We start from the raw sequence: 13,888 nt of genomic DNA, 5'->3' as shown, positions 1-13,888 counted from the left end.
TGCCCTCCCTATGCCCGGAACCAAGCGGGGTAACGGAGATGCCGCCGCCCCACCTCGACGAACAGCGGATCGTGCTTCGCACCCCAGACCGCCAGGGCGTGCCCCACGATCCAGAACACGGCGCCGATCAGCCAGAGCCGCAGCCCCAGCGAGATGGCAGCCCCCAGCGTGCCGTTGGCGATCGCCAGCGTGCGGGGTGCGCCACCCAACAGGATCGGATCGGTCAGGGAGCGATGCACCGGGACATGGAAGCCCGGCACGGCGTCATCGTCATACCCCGCCATCAGATCAGCGCCCCGCCGGAGAAGGAGAAGAAGGACAGAAAGAAGCTCGACGCCGCGAAAGCGATGGACAACCCGAAGACGATCTGGATCAGGCGACGGAAGCCGCCGGATGTTTCGCCAAAAGCCAGGGTCAGGCCCGTCACGGTGATGATGATCACCGACACGATGCGTGCCACCGGTCCCTGCACCGATTCCAGAATCTGGTTGAGCGGTTCCTCCCACGGCATGTCCGAACCCGAGGCTAGGGCCGACGAGCACCATGCGACCGAAAGCAGCAGCATGGCGAAAACGACAGGCGCGTGCCGACGCACGCGGATCATGGCATGGGTCATTGAGGTTCTCCCGAATGCTGGAAGGGATGGATGTGATAGGCGCCAGTAGCGGGATCGAGCCCGTCCACGGTGGCGAGTTCGGACAGCCGACGGGCGTTACCCCGTCCGGACAGGACGGCGATCAGCGCGCGGGGCACGGTGACGACGATTTCCTGGATCAACTGCTCCATGCGGTGCAAGGCACCGATGACGGTGCCGGCATGCAACGTGCCAATCCCACCCGGATGGCCCGTGCCCCATGCTTTCAGCAGATCGAGCGCCTCGGGGCCGCGTACCTCGCCGATCGGAATACGGTCGGGTCGCAGGCGTAGCGCGGACCGCACCAGTTCGGACAGCGTGATGATGCCGTCCCTTGTGCGCAGGGACACAAGGTTTGGCGCGCGGCATTGCAGTTCGCGCGTATCCTCGATCAGCACCACGCGGTCGTCGGTTTTCGCGACCTCGGCCAGCAGGGCATTGACCAGCGTGATCTTGCCCGTGCTGGTCCCACCCGCGACCAGGATGTTCTTGCGGGCCGCAACCGCTTCACGCAGAAAACGGGCCTGACCCGCAGTCATGATCCCGGCAGCAACATAATCATCAAGGGTGAACACGGCGACAGCGGGTTTACGGATCGCGAAACTCGGGGCCGTCACCACGGGTGGCAACAGCCCCTCGAACCGTTCCCCGGTCGGCAGCTCCGCCGAGACGCGCGGGGCACCGTCATGCACCTCCGCTCCGACATGGTGCGCGACCAGCCGCACGATACGCTCCGCATCAGCGGGGGTGATGGTTTCGCCCGCATCGCCCAGCCCTTCGGATAGCCGGTCGATCCACAACCGCCCATCGGGGTTGAGCATGACCTCGACCACAGCGGGATCGGCAAGGTGCCCCGCGATCGCTGGTCCCATCGCCGTGCGCAGCATGGAAATGCCGCGTGCCTGACTTTCCGAATTATGGTGAGAAACCGCCATCTGGTCCCCGCTCGAACGGGACCGGAACAGATGGTCCCCATACGGGGATGATTAAAAGAGGGCCATTTCGGCTCGATTCAACAACTATTGCGCACCGTGCGGTCATCGCGCGGAAACGGCGGCGATCGGCGGGATTGACGAATCCTTACGGCAGACCCACGCAATCTGACGATTACTGGGGGTCTTCACCGCCATTGCGCCGCGTGTCGATGTCCCGCGACAATTCCCTGAGAAACCGATCTCCGGTCGCCAGTTTCCGCCCGAGCGATTGCAGAAACCCCTCGAAGCGCTCGATACCTTTCGCCCTGGCCGATGCCTGGGCACTGTCAGGCAGTGGCGGAGTAACGGTCAGCCAGAAACGGATGAACAGTGCCAGCGTCTCGCCCATAATGGCGAGGTCTTCGTCCATCCCGGCGATCTGGCGGTCGATCCTGTCCATGCGGCGGGCGAACACTGCCTCCAGCCGCTCCGAGGCATCGGCTGAGAGAAAGGACGCGACGGCCGCCTCGATTACCGCCGATTTCGAGACGTTGCGCCGCAACGCCAGCGCTTCGACCTGCTTCAGAAGCTCCGGCTCGAAATACACATTCATGCGGGTCTTGCTGGACATGGGCATCCTCACAGATCAAGGCCATCGGCCGGGTCCATCGTCGCCTGCCGCGCAACGAAACGAACCTGCTGGCGTATGGCGCGCGCTTTGGCAGCATCGACATCCGGCTCGTCGTCGAGCACATCGAACTCCTGCACGCCCGGCCGCTCGGGTGGAGCGACATCCTCATGCTCCGGCAATTCCGGTTCGCGGCGGATGCCGGCATTGGCTGAGTCGCCATCAGCGCTCGTGCCGCCATCGGGTGCTGGCCCTCCCGGTGAGGCGACTGTTTCCAGCTCTGACCAGTCATCGGACGGTAGCGCGGACGGAGGTTTCGTTTCGATAACCGGGGGCGGCAGGACACGCTCCATGAACCGCGCGTCCTCATAATAGCGGGCTTTCTTAGCACGAACGGGGGCCACACCCGCGACCAGCAGCAGTTCATCGGTCGGGTCGAACAGCAGCACACGTCCATGATGGGCACGAAATCCGGCGGTCAGCCCCCAATTCTCGCCCTTGATGTCATGAACGATGGTCGAGCCCGGCCATGTCAGCAGCGTTGGCACGACCAGCCCGACACCTTTGCCCGAGCGGGTCGGGGCAAAGCACAGGACATGCTCGGGACCGTTATGCCGGAGATAGTCCCGATCCCAGCGGCCCAGCACCACGCCGTCGGGATCGAGTAGCCCGGCTTCCTTCACCTCGCCGACCTCCGCCCAGCGGGCCGACCCATACGTGGCGACGTTGCGAGCCTCCCGTGCCCGAAGGATCGACAGGGCGATGGCAACAACGCTGCCGATGAGGCCACCGGATGAGGCGATATATCCACCCGTCACGAAAATCGACGGCGCATAGGCGTCGTAGAAATACCACCACCAGAAGAAGGCCGGAGGATAGTAGAATGGCCAGCCCGCTACCAGGAACCAGGGGACACCAAGCTGGGCCTGAAAGCCCAGGCGCCAGGCCGTCCACTCCGTCGCACTCCAGATGGCGACGAACACGATCAGCAGGACGAGGGCGACCTGCCCCCACAGGACACGGCTTCCGGACATCGGGATTCCAATCGGTTTGGGGAATAAAACCGATCAGAGAAGGGGCAAGCCGGCGGCGGGCAATCTATAATGAGGAGCGATCGTACCACCGGATACCATGGCGTAGAAAAAGGACGGTCAGTGCCGGGTTGCGCGGGCGTCGATCACGGCCTGTTCGAGAATCTTCCGGTAGCCGATCTTCGTCATCCATCGCGCACGGGCGAGATGGCTTTCCCAGCAGATGCGCGTGCGCTCTGCGTCCGCCGGATCGCGATGCAGCACGATCCGCGCCACTTCCGTCCAGTCGGCCCGGTCCGCCTCGGCATCGAGCAGGCGGAGATAGGTGATGAAATGCACTTCGTCATAGGTCGTGATCTCCGGCACACTCGGCGCCAGGTCATCGACATCGGGGTCCAGTTCGGGTCTTGCTGTCATCCGACAGCCCTCCAGCAGGATTGTAGTCAACAATATCCTAAAATGGGATAATCCCAAATCAGGATTATCGGAACGGCTCCCCTGCCCGTCGGAGAGCTGTTCCGCGTGAAGAAATCCCTGCGCACACCCCGACAGCTTTTGCTGCAATCGCTTCTTACAGAAGCACGCAAGACCGGGGGGATGACGCAGGCGGAACTGGCGGCCGCGCTCGGCGTTTCCGGCGCCGATCTTCTCGTCCGTCTCGCGCACGGCACGGAAAAATCTCCACCGGACGCAGAGAATACCACGGGTCGGGACGAATAGGAACGATCATTCCTGGAACGATCGTTCCGACACAGGTCTCGATGATGGCATGGACCTCAAGGAGGTCATGGCGGTCAACCTGCGTCGGATGCGTCATGACAGGGACATGACGCAAGAAGAGCTGGCCGATCGCGCCAGCTTGAGCACCCGCTATGTCGGGGCGATCGAACGCGCGGACGTATCGGCAAGCGTTACGATCCTGGGAAGAATTGCAGAGGCACTGGACGTGGAACCGGGCGCGTTATTGAAGGCTGTCCCGGCCAGTCCGCGCTGACCGGCTGAGGGAAAAAGATACCCTCACTCCCTCCACGCACTGCTGTCCTTCACGACGACGGCGAACATATCCGCCAGTTCGGCCAGTGCTACGCGACGCACGGTTTCGGCCGCGATCGTCCCGCCCAGCGGATCGGCGACATCGCGTGCGGCAATGGCGTCCGCCACCAGGGTCACGCGCAGGCCGTATTCCTCCGCCGCCGCACGGGCAGTGGTGGACACACAGACACCCACCGTATCACCGGCGATGATGACCTCGTTCCGACCCGTTTCCTTGATCCGGTCCGCAAGCCCGGTGTCGATAAACGCATTCGCGTGGGTCTTGAACAGAACCGTCTCCCCTTCGCGAGGTGTTACCTGCGGCAGGAAATCACGGTAAGGACCATCGCTGGCGAAGGCGGGAGCGCCTGGTCCGGCGTCATGGGCGATATGGATGACCGGCACGCCTTTGCGCCGCGCAAGAGCAAGAAGCCGCCCGGCCTCATCGGCCGCCGCATCGACATTGGCGAGCGGCACGCGCCCGTCGCGATATTCACGCTGGATATCGATCAACACCAGCACGGACCGGTCGAGCGGCGACGGACTGTTGTCGAGACCGTAGATCTGGCGGAAGGTTTCGAGGGGCATGGGATTTTCCTCCTGGTAACAGGCTGCTTTTACAGACCGGCGCTTCATAAAGGTGCTGCGCCCGTTTCATGATGTCCCGGTATCTTGACTGGAAACGATGATGGCACGGTTTGAGCCTGCATGGTCAAACCATCCATACGACTCATATGCATGGCAAGATCCAGAAAATTACGTAATGCGGGACTGCGGTTCTGGGGCGACCAGACCGCACTGAACCAGGCGTGTTCCTTCTCGTCGTCGATCGGACGGAAAACGATGCCGGGAAATGGCATATGGCTGCCCGCCTCATGGGTCAGCGTGATCCCCTCTCCTGCGGCGACCATATGCATTAGCGTGTCCCGTCCGACATCGCGCCGCTGAAGGCGCGGCGATCGGCCATGTTCGGCCACGCGCCGGACGATATGTTCGAAAACCTGCGGCCCGGCGCCACCCTGCCGAACAAGGAAATTCTCCGTCGCAAGGTCAGCCCAAGCAAGGGATTCCAGGGTCGCAATCGGATGCGCGGCAGGAAGAGCGATCACCAGCGCCTCGTTCCAGAGGTGTCGGCTATGGCAATCAGGTACATTGGCGACATTGATGATAAAGGCCACATCGAGCTTGCCGTCGCGTATCATGGCGAGAGTATGTGACGACGGTCCTTCGACGATGCTCTGCTCAATTCCCGGGTGAGCTGCGCGATAGCGCCGACGAAGATCAGCAAGAAATCCTGTCGCGATCGAGCCGTGCAGCCCAATCGCGAGGTGTCCGACCGTGCCGTCAGCAATCGCGCCTGCCGTCCTGACAGCATGGTCGATCTGCTCGATACCGGCGAAACCTCCGCAACGAAACGGCGTCCGGCCTCGGTCAGCCGGACGCCGCGATGACGCCGTTCGAACAGGACGATGCCCAATGTCTCTTCCAGCGCCTTAATTCGGGTGCTGATGCTTGATTGCGTGACGCCGAGCGCACCAGCAGCGTGGCGAAAATTCAGATGTTCTGCAACCGAGAGGAGCTGGATAAGCGTCATAAGCGGGATGCGCCCCCCGCAATTCCTGTCACGTCGGAAATATGGCGTGTCCGACGCATTATTAAATCACAGCCTCAATGAGGAAGGGACCGCGTTTCAGAAAAACCGATGATAACACATCATAAAATTCTTTAACATTATTAACGCTGACAGCCTCAACCCCCAGACCTTGCGCCAAGTTCACCCAATTTATTTCTGGATTTCGCAAGTCAAACAACGAACGCGCCCGCAGCCCGGCAGTCGCTACCCCAACTCGTTCCAACTCCTGATTCAGAACAGAGTAAGACCTGTTTGCGAAAATAATCGTAATTACATCGAGCTTTTCACGGGCCTGCGTCCATAGTGCTTGTAGGGTATACATACCGCTACCATCACCTTCTAGACAAACAACTTTGCGTTCAGGGGCCGCAACCGCAGCTCCAGTACCGAGCGGAAGAATGCCACCTATCGAACCCCCAGTAAGGTTCAAATGATCATGTGGTGCTGCTGTAGCAAGCAAATCATAGTTAGGAAAAGTAGAGGTCAGACCCTCATCAGCTACAATAGAATTGTCGGGCAATAGACACGCGACAATCTGCACGACAGCTTCCGCTGTTAAGAGATCATCTGCTGGCAACGTAAAGTTACTCTGGGAACCAATTAATCTTACTTCCGGCGCCCCCAATGCGTTAGCTAGCATTTCAACAGCTTCCGATCCGGCTTCATGAGGATGGGAGAGTGTTAAAATCATGCATGTTTCTGGCGTTAGCCAACTCGGTTTGCCAGGATAGCCAAAGAAAGCAACTGGCGGTTGAGCTCCTACTAAAATTAAAGTCTCGAAAGCACACAACTGCTGCACAACCTCATCCGCGCGATACTGGAGACGCTCTACCGGAATCCGTCCAATACCTCGCTCAATACGAGGCGCGAAGGTATCGCAGAACAACCTAGCTTGTGTCTGCGCAGCAATACGCCCAGCCGCTCTCAGTCCTGCTCCTGTCAAGGCAGGGCCACGGAGCAAAATATCTGTTTTTCGTCCACTCCTTAAGGCTGCGACACATTGATCTATTGCCGCAGCAGAAACATCGGTGACCCCAGAAACAGGCAGCGGGCCGGACGCGCGTTCCCCAGGCATCCAAGCGGTATCTGCTGGCAAAATAAGCGTCGCTATTTGTCCAGGTGCGGCTCTGGCTGCCTGCACCGCGCGAGCAGCATCCGCGGGAACTGTTCGAGCACTTTGTGACGTATGTACCCAATCGGATACAGGACGCGCAAACGCTGCGACATCTGAGGTTAATGGCGCATCGAATTGCAGGTGATAAGAAGCATGATTTCCGACGATGTTGACCACGGGTACGGAAGCACGTTTCGCGTTGTGAAGGTTAGCAAGACCATTAGCTAGACCTGGCCCAAGATGTAAAAGAGTAGACGCGGGCTTTCCTGCTATCCGGGCGTAACCGTCCGCTGCCCCGGTAGCGACGCCCTCGAAGAGGCATAGGATCGGTCGAATGCCATTGATTTTATCAAGCGCAGCGACGAAGTGCATCTCCGACGTTCCTGGATTGGCAAAGCAAACATCAATGCCACTTGCAGCAAGGCTAGAGACCAGAGTTTCTGCCCCAGTGGGGCAGCGCGACTTTTCATGAGCCATCGGAATCACTTCATTCATATTTTTGCCGCGAGAAAAATGAAGAAGTCAGCTCTTCATCAATCCGCCATCGACTGGAATAAGAGCACCCGTGACGTAAGAAGCCGCTGGACTGGCAAGAAAAGCTGCGACGGCACCAAACTCTTCGGGCCGGCCGTATCGCCGGATGGGAATTGCGGCTTGTTCCTTAGCTGCTATCGTCTTGATATCTTCACCGTTGGCCTGCGCAGCTAGCTGGTTCAGCCTTTTAACGCGATCGGTTGCGAACAAGCCGGGCATGAGCGTATTTACTGTCACACCATCGGCAGCTACTTCCGAGGCCAGCGTTTTACCCCAATTTGCCAGGCCGACACGCAAGGTATTTGACAAAACAAGGCCAGGAATAGGCTCTACAACACTGACTGACGAAATCATCACGATACGTCCGTAACCATTCTGCCGCATGGACGGTAGGAAGGCTGTTGTGAATGTCATGGTAGTTAACAACATTGTCTCAAACTGAGCACGCCAGACGACTGGGTCGAACTCCACGGCTGCACTCGGCGGCGGGCCGCCGCCATTAGCTATAAAAATATCTGGATCTCCAATTAACTGACGAACATTTTCAATAACTGAAGATATTTTATCAAAATTACTAATATCAAAACTTATCCCAGAAATATTTCCATTTATTTTTTTAAGCTCTGCGACAGCGTCATGAAGTTTCTCCTGGTTCCGAGCCAAAATGCATATCTCTGCTCCAAGTTGGGCAAGAGCTGAAGCCACACCGAACCCCAGTCCTGAACTGCCGCCCAGAACAAGCGCGCGGCGGCCTTTCAGAGAGAATATTGAATTTGCATCGCTCGCGATATTATCGCCACTGTTACTACGTACTACTTTTTTGTTTTTAGAAGACACAAAACTCTCCTGTTCTCATTGAAGACAATAAAGAAAAAATAATATCTATAATATAAAGACATATATTATTTATATTTTTATTATAATTTATAATTAATTTTTATACCGTTATCCGAATCCAACAACTTGGTGCGGCACATAATCTGTCTCCAGCACGGTAATCTCATCATCAGTCAACACGATCGCCAGCGCACCGATCGCATCATCAAGATGATAAGATTTAGAGACCCCCACAATCGGGGCCGATACCTCTTGCTTGGTCAAAACCCACGCAAGTGCCACTTGCGCCATAGTTACGTTACGCGCGGCAGCAACACGTTCAACTGCGCCAATCACTGCATTGTCCGCCCTTTCCGTGGCCGCAAAGAGAGTCTGACCGAAAGTATCGCTTTCGCTCCGTTTCGTCTGCTCGCCGACAGGACGCGCCAGCCGACCACGTGCCAGTGGACTCCACGGCATGAGTCCGACACCCTGATCCGCACACAACGGGATCATTTCGCGTTCTTCCTCGCGATAGAGCAAATTAAGATAATTCTGCATGGTGACGAAGCGCGTCCACCCGTTGAGGCGCGCCGTCTCCTGCGCTTTAGCGAATTGCCATGCGAACATTGATGAAGCACCGATGTATCGGGCCTTGCCGGCTTTTACGATATCATGAAGCGCCTCCATCGTCTCTTCGATCGGCGTTCCATAATCCCAACGGTGGATCTGATAGAGATCGACATAATCGGTTCCAAGGCGCGTCAGGCTGGCATCGATCTCGGTCATGATCGCTTTGCGCGAGAGACCCTTGCGATTAGGCGCAGCATCCCCTTCCAGCATCCGTTCGGGAAAAAAGACCTTTGTGGCGATAACTACTTCGTCTCGACGGGTATATTCTTTAAGTAGCTTACCAACGATCACTTCAGAGGTGCCGGCTGAGTAGCTATTCGCAGTATCGAAAAAATTGATCCCACACTCGACTGCTCGCCTGATAATCTGCCGACTATCAGCTTCGCCAATCGTCCAATTATGAACGCCGGCATCCGGTTCTCCGAAAGTCATACACCCCAAGCAGAGACGCGAAATATCAAGGCCAGTGGAGCCGAGCTTTGAGAACAACATTTACCTTTTCCTTCTTTTATTCATCCTCATAGACAAGGCTGTAACTCTGACCTTTTCGCTCAATACGTCCAAAACCACGTTCGCGAAGATGCATTCCAGCAATCAGCAACCGTTCAGAACTAACGAGGTCAAGCAGTCGTGCCCGTGTCTCAGCTGCGAGAATTGGGTCCAGGTCGAAAGCGATCGACACATCCGGACGTGGAATCTGAATCTCTGGGAAATGAACGATGTCCCCCCAGATCAGAAGGTTTCGACCGCCGGATTCAAGGCGATAGCCAGTATGCCCCGCCGTATGTCCCGGAAGCGGCACAGCCGTCAGGCCGGGGGACACCTCGCCTCCTTCAAAAAGACGTAACCTGTCTCGATAATTCTCGAATATTTGACGCGCCATGAGAAAATTCCCACGCGCCCGCTCGCTTGCGCGGCTCAGATTGCCGTCATCCTGCCAGAACTCGATTTCTCGCTTATGGACGACCAGCTCGGCATTCGGAAAGACGGACTCCCCGTTTTTATCCAAAAGCCCTGCAACATGATCTGGATGAGCATGCGTCAGCAGAATCGTGTTGACCCCGGAAGGCTGCACTCCGGCCTGTGGAAGATTGGACGCCAAAAGGCCTCCCCATTGCTTGAAACCACCAGCCCCAGCGTCAATCAGGACCGTGCGACCACCTCCACGTACCAGATAGCAGTTTATATGAATGGCGGAAGTATCCTTCACCCCCGCTTCATCTTCCATCCGCGCGGCATCCGAGGGCTCGATATTCGAGAGGAGATCCAGGCTGGCGCTCAGATTGCCATCGCTGATCGCCGTGATCGTGAAATCTCCGACCTGCTGGGAGGGGAATTGAGTAGCCGACATCATTCTCTCCTGAGTTCTCTGCCTAGCAATCATTCAGTTGCGGGCGTGAATGTTTTCGGTCGGATATCCAAAGCAGCGAATACGGGCGGAAAGGTCCGTATTGCGCTTTATGCTGTCACCGATTTCCTCCATGAACTTTTCCATGACAGAAGCTGTTCGAAACACTTCCAGCCGAAACTGAATTTCGGCAAAAACCGGATGTCCACGACCGTGCCGGACGGCGACGTAGATGATATGCACCTTGTCCAATGCTGCCCCGAGGAGGTCCGTGCAAAGCGCTGTGCATTCCTGAGTAAGCGTCGTAAGTGTCTCTTCCGACGGCATCTTGTCCTGCGATATAAAAAGCGTGACGTTAGGCATCGCTGACCTGCCGAGGCTTTCCGTAGACGGTATCATCGGAATTGACCAACTGCGCGGTCATCGGCTCATAGAGATGAATATCCGTCGGCAGAGCCTCGAACGTCTGGGAGCGGTTCAGCCTGGCGAGCCATCGATATTCTGGGAATTTTTCCAACGCCACCGCGTGCAGTTCGTTGAAGGCGAAGCCCAAGCGGATCAAAGATTCCGGGCCTTTCTCGCTCATCGCCAGAATCTCGTCAGGCCCAACGGCGGGAGTGCGATCAAGACCAGCGTAAAGATTGCGATGCCAGTCGGTAATGTGGGGCTGCCACCGCGCGAAATTGCCACCACCCTTCTGACGATACTCTTCACTTGTCAGGATATCGAGACCGTCAACCGAGTGCATGGCAAGATAGACAGGGCACCCTTCGCCCAACGCCTTGAAACGCTGGGACGTATGAAAGCCGCTGACCGAAACCAAGGCCGGTAATTTGTCGAAGCTGTAGAAGTCGTTCCATTCCACTTCGCTGCGCGGATCGGCAAAACTGCATTCCACCGTGTAGATCATCTGACATTCCTTGACCGGAACCGTTAATATGGTCTGACCACATCTCTGGTTGATTGTTTGTCATGGTAATCGGATAATCTCGGCACATATATCGATATCGGATCATCCTTCAGTGATCTAATGTCACGGCAGGACTGGCCAAAGAAGTAAATCAATGAGTCGGGAACCGCTCATGCGCCGCAAGATACCAAGCAACTCCGCGCTCATGGCCTTCGAATCTGCCGCTCGTCATGGCAGTTTTGCCCGTGCAGCGGATGAACTAGCCCTGACCGAAGGAGCGATCAGCCGTCAGATCGCCCGGCTCGAGGCCTTCCTCGGCGTCATATTATTCGAGCGGATCGGAAATCGTGTTCGGCTTTTACCGAACGGAGAGCGTTATGCCGCTCAAGTTCGCGAGACGCTCGACCGCTTGGAACGAGACAGTCAGGTGCTGATGGGACAACACAGCGATGGGGCAAGCCTCGATATCGCCGCCATCCCGACTTTCGCAACGCGGTGGCTCATTCCCCGATTGGGAAGGTTTCAAGAACTACATCCAAACATCACGGTACATCTCGCAGAGCGGATGGAGCCCTTTGTCCTTGCCGGCAGCGGTTTCGACGCCGCGATCCATTTCGAGCATCCGGCCTGGACGGGAATGCGGACACACCACCTGCTGAATGAAGTGCTGGTGCCCGTTTGCCATCCCGCGCTTTTGGACAGGGACGGGGCGACACTGGATGATTTGCCGCGCCTGCATCGACGGCAAAACCCGGACGCGTGGCAACGATATGCACGGGAAACCGGGATCACACTGACAAACCCCGCGATCGGTGCCCGTTACGATTTACATATAATGCTGATTGAGGCTGCATTGGCCGGCCTTGGTGTTGCACTCGTGCCGCGCCTCTATGTCGAAAGAGAACTGGCGGATGGTCGTCTGATCGCGCCTTGGCCTGAGGGAAATTTGGTTTCCAAGACATTCTGTCTCATCCTGCCAGAACCGATCAGATTAAGTGGTGGTTCAACTCAGATTTTTGCGAATTGGCTTATTAAAGAAGCACAATCGTCAAATCCAAGCTTCAACAAGCCCGGCTGAATCCGTTACAATTCAAGCCCTCTGTTTCGCCCCAACTGCCACGACACCGATCCTCCCTGCACAACGCCTGTCACCTCCTGACCAAGATGACGCTCAATCACCGGCCGCCACGGGACCAGCGTGAACTCGTGGGACTTCTCGACGATGGCGAATTTCCCGCTCGATAGCTGGGCGGTGCCGGTGAACGTGCCACTAACCGTCTCGCCATCAGCAGCCCCCCGAAACGGCACGGATTTCGTTGCCGCCAGTTCCGCCCCGACACGGGCGACCTCCCGTTCTTGAAGCGTGGCAAGCAGGTTGGGCCGGTAACTGACGCGCCCATCCGGTCGCTGGGTCGCGTCTCCGTGCTCGATCAACCTCTCCCGCCGCTGCTCCATCGCCTCGCGCACCTGTTCCCCGAAGCCGACAGGCACCAGATCAGACACCACACCTCCCACCAGCCGCCGGTCAAGCCAGGTCGCGCCATCCGCGCCGACCTGACTGCCCAGATCGAAGGTCGAAAGGACACGTATATTTGCCCGTCCGCCCCTCCCCGTATCGTGGGCAGCAGCACGGGTGGCGAAATCCTCGGGAATACGCCACTGGTCGGCGTCGATCCGCTCGACAATACCGGCCCGGCGCAGGGCCTCCAGCCGTCGGACATGCGACGCGACGAAACCGTCATAGTCGCCCCCCGGCACCCGCCCCTCGAACCGGACCTGTTCGAGATGACGGCTCGGCCGATAAACGCCTCCCTCGGCCATGTCGGCAATCGCGCGATCGGAGGGACGCCCGGCGCTATCAGGCGGGCCAATCTCGACGATGCTGCCGATCCGTGCTTCTGCGACACGGGCCGCGTCCATGCCCGCGACATGATGCGGGCGGCCATCTATCCCATCGACCACCAGCGTCAGTTCCTCGCCCAGTTCGTCCGACAGATGCTTATCGATGACGCGACCGACGATCTGCGTCGCCGGTGCTGCATCATGGATCGCAAAGCTCATCGGGTCGCGTTCGGCGCCCTCCGCCCGCAGCGCCTTCTGCATCGTGCGGATGATATCACCGCGCTCGCCCATCTCGCGCAGCGTCGGCTCCAGCCGCTCGCTCAGCTCCCACACGCCCGGCGCACGTTCCGTGGCGAGGCCCATATCGCCCAGCTTGCCAAGACGGCGCAGACGGAGGGTCCGATCCGCCTGCCCGCGCGGATCATCAGGCTCGTGGCGCACATCGAGAAACCGGCCGTCGGCCTCCGCGAGCATCGCCCGATCGATGCGGGTAAAACGATCCTGGTCGATTTCGGCGACCAGCTTTCGGCGCTGCTCGATCTCGGTGACAGGGCCGAGTTCCAGCGTCACCATTTCGCTCGCCCGTTCGCGGATGCCGTTGGCAAGGTAGTCACCATTGATGACCAGATCCTCGCCCAGATCGTCACGGCCGTTGACGACGACATGCACATGCGGATGGCCGGTGTTATGGTGGTTGACGGCCACCCAATCGAGCTTCGTACCGAGATCGGCTTCGACCTGCGCCATCAGATCGCGGGTGTAGCCGGTCAGGTCGGCAAGATCCCCGGCATCCTCTGGCGAGACGATGAACCGGAACTG

At 58.1% G+C, this 13,888-nt stretch carries 17 protein-coding genes and 1 pseudogene; 2 read left to right on the top strand and 16 right to left on the bottom strand.

Going from position 1 to position 13,888, the window contains the following annotated elements:
- Nucleotides 1-8: 8 nt before the first annotated feature.
- From ASN_RS09540 to ASN_RS20620, 6 genes and pseudogenes are all read right to left on the bottom strand, one after another.
- The gene (locus ASN_RS09540; protein WP_058988032.1) at nucleotides 9-284 is read right to left on the bottom strand and encodes a VirB3 family type IV secretion system protein; all 276 of its coding nucleotides are present in this window, start codon (nucleotides 282-284) and stop codon (nucleotides 9-11) included.
- The gene (locus tag ASN_RS09535; protein ID WP_058988031.1) at nucleotides 284-616 is read right to left on the bottom strand and encodes a TrbC/VirB2 family protein; all 333 of its coding nucleotides are present in this window, start codon (nucleotides 614-616) and stop codon (nucleotides 284-286) included. The genes ASN_RS09540 and ASN_RS09535 overlap by 1 nt, the downstream gene beginning before the upstream one ends.
- The gene (gene trbB, locus ASN_RS09530; protein WP_058988030.1) at nucleotides 613-1,569 is read right to left on the bottom strand and encodes a P-type conjugative transfer ATPase TrbB; all 957 of its coding nucleotides are present in this window, start codon (nucleotides 1,567-1,569) and stop codon (nucleotides 613-615) included. Before trbB ends, ASN_RS09535 begins: the two co-directional genes overlap by 4 nt.
- 172 nt (nucleotides 1,570-1,741) lie before the next feature.
- Complete coding sequence (locus tag ASN_RS09525; RefSeq protein WP_457851327.1) at nucleotides 1,742-2,185, bottom strand: ribbon-helix-helix domain-containing protein; 444 nt, start codon at nucleotides 2,183-2,185, stop codon at nucleotides 1,742-1,744.
- Nucleotides 2,186-2,601: 416 nt separating this feature from the next.
- A pseudogene (locus ASN_RS20555) lies at nucleotides 2,602-3,210 on the bottom strand (type IV secretory system conjugative DNA transfer family protein); the annotation flags it as partial.
- 117 nt (nucleotides 3,211-3,327) lie between these two features.
- On the bottom strand, nucleotides 3,328-3,873 hold the full coding sequence (locus ASN_RS20620) for a hypothetical protein (protein WP_457851326.1): 546 nt from the start codon (nucleotides 3,871-3,873) through the stop codon (nucleotides 3,328-3,330).
- Nucleotides 3,874-3,976: 103 nt separating this feature from the next.
- On the opposite strand from ASN_RS20620, the gene ASN_RS09505 reads away from it, so the two are divergent.
- On the top strand, nucleotides 3,977-4,201 hold the full coding sequence (locus ASN_RS09505; protein ID WP_058988027.1) for a helix-turn-helix domain-containing protein: 225 nt from the start codon (nucleotides 3,977-3,979) through the stop codon (nucleotides 4,199-4,201).
- A gap of 23 nt (nucleotides 4,202-4,224) precedes the next feature.
- Here the strand turns inward: ASN_RS09505 and ASN_RS09500 are convergent, their stop codons facing one another.
- From ASN_RS09500 to ASN_RS09465, 9 genes are all read right to left on the bottom strand, one after another.
- On the bottom strand, nucleotides 4,225-4,827 hold the full coding sequence (locus tag ASN_RS09500) for an isochorismatase family protein (protein WP_058989261.1): 603 nt from the start codon (nucleotides 4,825-4,827) through the stop codon (nucleotides 4,225-4,227).
- Between the two features lie 44 nt (nucleotides 4,828-4,871).
- Complete coding sequence (locus ASN_RS09495) at nucleotides 4,872-5,543, bottom strand: LysR family substrate-binding domain-containing protein (protein WP_231948507.1); 672 nt, start codon at nucleotides 5,541-5,543, stop codon at nucleotides 4,872-4,874.
- The gene (locus tag ASN_RS20185; RefSeq protein ID WP_231948162.1) at nucleotides 5,438-5,833 is read right to left on the bottom strand and encodes a helix-turn-helix domain-containing protein; all 396 of its coding nucleotides are present in this window, start codon (nucleotides 5,831-5,833) and stop codon (nucleotides 5,438-5,440) included. The genes ASN_RS09495 and ASN_RS20185 overlap by 106 nt, the downstream gene beginning before the upstream one ends.
- A gap of 61 nt (nucleotides 5,834-5,894) precedes the next feature.
- Nucleotides 5,895-7,481, bottom strand: a complete 1,587-nt coding sequence (locus tag ASN_RS09490) for an acetolactate synthase large subunit (protein WP_058988026.1) — start codon at nucleotides 7,479-7,481, stop codon at nucleotides 5,895-5,897.
- A 27-nt stretch (nucleotides 7,482-7,508) separates the two neighbouring features.
- Nucleotides 7,509-8,357: an SDR family oxidoreductase gene (locus ASN_RS09485; protein ID WP_231948161.1), complete on the bottom strand. Its 849-nt coding sequence runs from the start codon at nucleotides 8,355-8,357 to the stop codon at nucleotides 7,509-7,511.
- 108 nt (nucleotides 8,358-8,465) lie between these two features.
- Nucleotides 8,466-9,461: an aldo/keto reductase gene (locus ASN_RS09480; RefSeq protein ID WP_058988025.1), complete on the bottom strand. Its 996-nt coding sequence runs from the start codon at nucleotides 9,459-9,461 to the stop codon at nucleotides 8,466-8,468.
- 16 nt (nucleotides 9,462-9,477) lie between these two features.
- Nucleotides 9,478-10,323, bottom strand: coding sequence for an MBL fold metallo-hydrolase (locus ASN_RS09475; RefSeq protein WP_231948160.1), 846 nt, complete (start codon nucleotides 10,321-10,323; stop codon nucleotides 9,478-9,480).
- A gap of 30 nt (nucleotides 10,324-10,353) precedes the next feature.
- Nucleotides 10,354-10,644, bottom strand: coding sequence for a hypothetical protein (locus ASN_RS09470; RefSeq protein ID WP_231948159.1), 291 nt, complete (start codon nucleotides 10,642-10,644; stop codon nucleotides 10,354-10,356).
- A gap of 28 nt (nucleotides 10,645-10,672) precedes the next feature.
- Nucleotides 10,673-11,227 (bottom strand): hypothetical protein, encoded by a 555-nt coding sequence (locus ASN_RS09465; RefSeq protein ID WP_058988022.1) that lies wholly within the window; start codon nucleotides 11,225-11,227, stop codon nucleotides 10,673-10,675.
- A 172-nt stretch (nucleotides 11,228-11,399) separates the two neighbouring features.
- On the opposite strand from ASN_RS09465, the gene ASN_RS09460 reads away from it, so the two are divergent.
- The gene (locus ASN_RS09460) at nucleotides 11,400-12,305 is read left to right on the top strand and encodes a LysR substrate-binding domain-containing protein (protein ID WP_058989259.1); all 906 of its coding nucleotides are present in this window, start codon (nucleotides 11,400-11,402) and stop codon (nucleotides 12,303-12,305) included.
- Nucleotides 12,306-12,310: 5 nt separating this feature from the next.
- On the opposite strand, the gene ASN_RS20550 is transcribed toward ASN_RS09460, so the two are convergent.
- The gene (locus tag ASN_RS20550; RefSeq protein ID WP_407922309.1) at nucleotides 12,311-13,432 is read right to left on the bottom strand and encodes a DUF3363 domain-containing protein; all 1,122 of its coding nucleotides are present in this window, start codon (nucleotides 13,430-13,432) and stop codon (nucleotides 12,311-12,313) included.
- Nucleotides 13,433-13,888 lie beyond the last annotated feature (456 nt).

Source organism: Acetobacter senegalensis, from assembly GCF_001499615.1.
Lineage (GTDB): Bacteria > Pseudomonadota > Alphaproteobacteria > Acetobacterales > Acetobacteraceae > Acetobacter > Acetobacter senegalensis.
This window is presented reverse-complemented; position numbering and strand designations above follow the sequence as displayed.

What these genes read in the sequence shown, in the direction of transcription:
- ASN_RS09490 (WP_058988026.1), bottom strand. Translation starts at nt 7,481, where the DNA reads ATGAATGAAGTGATTCCGATGGCTCATGAAAAGTCGCGCTGCCCCACT.
- ASN_RS20550 (WP_407922309.1), bottom strand. Translation starts at nt 13,432, where the DNA reads ATGGGCCTCGCCACGGAACGTGCGCCGGGCGTGTGGGAGCTGAGCGAG.
- ASN_RS20185 (WP_231948162.1), bottom strand. Translation starts at nt 5,833, where the DNA reads ATGACGCTTATCCAGCTCCTCTCGGTTGCAGAACATCTGAATTTTCGC.
- ASN_RS09480 (WP_058988025.1), bottom strand. Translation starts at nt 9,461, where the DNA reads ATGTTGTTCTCAAAGCTCGGCTCCACTGGCCTTGATATTTCGCGTCTC.
- ASN_RS09460 (WP_058989259.1), top strand. Translation starts at nt 11,400, where the DNA reads ATGCGCCGCAAGATACCAAGCAACTCCGCGCTCATGGCCTTCGAATCT.
- ASN_RS09470 (WP_231948159.1), bottom strand. Translation starts at nt 10,644, where the DNA reads ATGCCGTCGGAAGAGACACTTACGACGCTTACTCAGGAATGCACAGCG.
- ASN_RS09505 (WP_058988027.1), top strand. Translation starts at nt 3,977, where the DNA reads ATGGACCTCAAGGAGGTCATGGCGGTCAACCTGCGTCGGATGCGTCAT.
- ASN_RS09465 (WP_058988022.1), bottom strand. Translation starts at nt 11,227, where the DNA reads ATGATCTACACGGTGGAATGCAGTTTTGCCGATCCGCGCAGCGAAGTG.
- ASN_RS09540 (WP_058988032.1), bottom strand. Translation starts at nt 284, where the DNA reads ATGGCGGGGTATGACGATGACGCCGTGCCGGGCTTCCATGTCCCGGTG.
- ASN_RS09475 (WP_231948160.1), bottom strand. Translation starts at nt 10,323, where the DNA reads ATGATGTCGGCTACTCAATTCCCCTCCCAGCAGGTCGGAGATTTCACG.
- ASN_RS09535 (WP_058988031.1), bottom strand. Translation starts at nt 616, where the DNA reads ATGACCCATGCCATGATCCGCGTGCGTCGGCACGCGCCTGTCGTTTTC.
- ASN_RS09500 (WP_058989261.1), bottom strand. Translation starts at nt 4,827, where the DNA reads ATGCCCCTCGAAACCTTCCGCCAGATCTACGGTCTCGACAACAGTCCG.
- trbB (WP_058988030.1), bottom strand. Translation starts at nt 1,569, where the DNA reads ATGGCGGTTTCTCACCATAATTCGGAAAGTCAGGCACGCGGCATTTCC.
- ASN_RS09525 (WP_457851327.1), bottom strand. Translation starts at nt 2,185, where the DNA reads ATGCCCATGTCCAGCAAGACCCGCATGAATGTGTATTTCGAGCCGGAG.